This window comes from Microcystis sp. BLCC-F209, assembly GCF_041928595.1.
Taxonomy (GTDB): domain Bacteria; phylum Cyanobacteriota; class Cyanobacteriia; order Cyanobacteriales; family Microcystaceae; genus Microcystis.
In genome coordinates, this window is the sequence record NZ_JBHFLL010000145.1 from 1 (window position 1) to 2,554 (window position 2,554).

The 2,554-nt window shown below is 42.8% G+C and carries 2 protein-coding genes and 2 pseudogenes; 2 read left to right on the forward strand and 2 right to left on the reverse strand.

All coding sequences use genetic code 11. From position 1 onward, the window contains the following. Positions 1-105 precede the first annotated feature (105 nt). Both ACE1AQ_RS09125 and ACE1AQ_RS09130 read right to left on the reverse strand, forming a co-directional pair. Positions 106-286 (reverse strand): annotated as a pseudogene (locus ACE1AQ_RS09125) (30S ribosomal protein S6); the annotation flags it as partial. A 239-nt stretch (positions 287-525) separates the two neighbouring features. Continuing rightward, positions 526-1,221, reverse strand: a complete 696-nt coding sequence (locus ACE1AQ_RS09130; RefSeq protein ID WP_110546007.1) for a PEP-CTERM sorting domain-containing protein — start codon at positions 1,219-1,221, stop codon at positions 526-528. 279 nt (positions 1,222-1,500) lie between these two features. Between ACE1AQ_RS09130 and ACE1AQ_RS09135 the strand changes: the two genes are divergently transcribed. Together ACE1AQ_RS09135 and ACE1AQ_RS09140 are read left to right on the forward strand one after the other, a co-directional pair. Then, complete coding sequence (locus ACE1AQ_RS09135) at positions 1,501-2,088, forward strand: DUF3782 domain-containing protein (protein ID WP_008202978.1); 588 nt, start codon at positions 1,501-1,503, stop codon at positions 2,086-2,088. Positions 2,089-2,300: 212 nt separating this feature from the next. After that, positions 2,301-2,554 (forward strand): annotated as a pseudogene (locus ACE1AQ_RS09140) (Uma2 family endonuclease); the annotation flags it as partial.

A 2,554-nucleotide genomic window follows, 5' to 3' on the forward strand; every position in this document is an offset into this window, starting at 1 on the left:
CGCAACCAAGCACAACAAGAACGCGACCAAGCACAACAAGAACGCGACCGCGCTTTTGCCCGATTACGGGAATTGGGCATTGACCCGACACAGTTGTGACTATAATTAATCTTCAGCGGAGATACCGTCATCTTCCACCACCGCTTCGGTGATAGGAGAGGGGGGAATTTCCGTTAAGGGAGATAAATCCGCAGGGGGGGGCAACCACGCGATCAAGTTTTAGGGTTAAATAACGAATAACCTCATCACTTAAACCCATGGCCCGTTCCATGGGGGCGACTTGTTGCTGAACGACTTCGTGAGACTCAAGAAGAAGCTCTACAAAATATCAAAGAGGCCATTGACTTATGTTGAGAAGTTAGAAAAGAAAAAGACCTACCTTTGAAAATTACAAAATAGCAGGTTAGTCCTTGCTATTGCTCAACCCAACCCCTATTTTTATATAAGTAGGTAGGTGTTAAAAACTGTCAGATATCCCCCTTATTCAGGGAAGATTAAGGGGGGATAAATCCCAAAGTTCTCAACTCAATTGTCCTGTTTTGACTTCTTCCCTTGAGATAGTTTGCGCTGGCAGAAAGCACCCAATCCTAATACACCTAAGCCTAAAATTGTGCTAGGTTCAGGGGTTGAGGTAGATGGCGGAGGGGAGGAAATGACAAATTGACCGCTATTATCAGAAGAATTAATATCGTTGATACGAAACTGAAGAACAGTGCCATTAGCAATACCCGTAAAGCCTACATTTGTAAATATGCTGGATAAAGGCACACCAGATAATGATAAATTTGTTGGTGGATTGGCACTGCCTAAACCATTGGCTGCATTAGCTGAGAATAGAGGAAAAAATCCCAGTGTGCTATTACCAATAAGTAGAGAACCACTGGGTTGACCCGGACGTGTTGCCCCGGAACCCGCCGCGATAGTTTGTCCCACACTGAATCCTGGCTGTGTTGTTTGGGTAATAATACCCGCAGCATTCATAGCCAATGTTCCAGCCCAGATATCTACTGTTCCAGACACATTAACACTTAAGGTGTCTGACGGAAGAAAGTTTTGAGAAACCGTGAAAGTTGGCCCAGAAAAAACATTAGTCCCTAAAACAGTTGTGTTGGGAATAATTAGCTGAGCAGCTTGAACTGGTGATATTGCTAGAGTGCTAAAAGCAATGGCAGAGGAAGCGATAGCTATTTTTGATAAGCTATTCTTACCCCCCCCCGACAATCAATCAGTTTTGCTAATACCATAACTAAATGCCTCCTAAAAAATGGCGTTGCGGTCGCCAGATTAGCATTTTTGTCTGTAGATGTCAAGCTCTTGCCGTTAAATTTATCAAATCTTAACAATACTCTAAGTTACTTATAAAAATAAAGGTATGTTAGCGACAGCGTAACACGCCCTACTTATCGCTCTCTTACTCAAAGGCAAAAGCACTATCTTCTTCATGAATCGGCAAAATTCAGTAAAATAGCAATAGACTAAATCAGAGAGAAAAAATTAGCTATGGCAACTACATCCGAAGACGTATGGCGACTCTTAGCCGAATTAGCGACTGCTCAAAAAGAAACCGACAAACAACTGAAGGAGACTGACCTACTATTGAAGGAAGTTAGTCAGCAACAGAAGAAAACTGACAAACAACTCAAAGAATTAGGTCAGCAAATTGGGGGACTCGGTGCCAAATTCGGCAGCTTTACCGAAGGACTTGCCCTTCCCTCAATGGAAACGATTCTCAGACAACGCTTTGGTATGGAAGTTGTTAGTCCTAGTGTGCGAGTCAGTAAAAATGGACAACACCTAGAAATTGATGTCCTTGCCTATACCAATGGTGAGCTAAATACTGCTTATATCGTCGAGGTTAAAAGTCATGCTAGAGAGGAGTCTATTTCACAATTAAAAAGTATTTTGCAACGGTTTCGCCGCTTTTTCCCTGAACACAAAGATAAAAAACTCTATGGCATATTAGCGGCGGTTCATGTATCATCAGAATTACGCGAAAAAATTCTGCAAGAAGGGTTTTATGTGGCTCGGATTCATGACCAAGTATTTGAATTGGATATTCCCGATAATTTTCAACCTCGACTTTATTAAAAATTTAGATATAATACTAAATCCTGTTATTAAATGATTATTTATTCTCCCCTTTGACTTTTGCCTTTTGCATGAGTGCCTCTCCTGATATGTAGCCCATACTCAACGGATTTAGTACAAGGCCAAGCCGTCCTTTTAGGATGGGGTTTTAAACCCAGGATTTGCGGTGATACAATAAAGTTAGGCAAAAATGCGATCGCAAGAGATAAAGCATGGTTCAAGCACCCATCGAACCCCAACTTTTCTATCCTGACTCCGACGGTAAACCTATGGCCGACAACACAGTTCAATATCGCTGGATTGTTCGCTTGGTTGCCAATCTCAGGTATTTATTTAAAGGGCAAACCGTCTTTGTTGCCGGAGATTTGCTCTGGTATCCCCAGCAGGTAACTGTACCACCCGCTCCCCGTCAAGCTCCCGATGCCATGGTAGTTTTCGGACGTCCACCGGGTGAGCGCGGCAGCTA

Coding starts and splice junctions, on each gene's coding strand:
- ACE1AQ_RS09135 (WP_008202978.1), top strand. CDS start 1,501: ATGGCAACTACATCCGAAGACGTATGGCGACTCTTAGCCGAATTAGCG.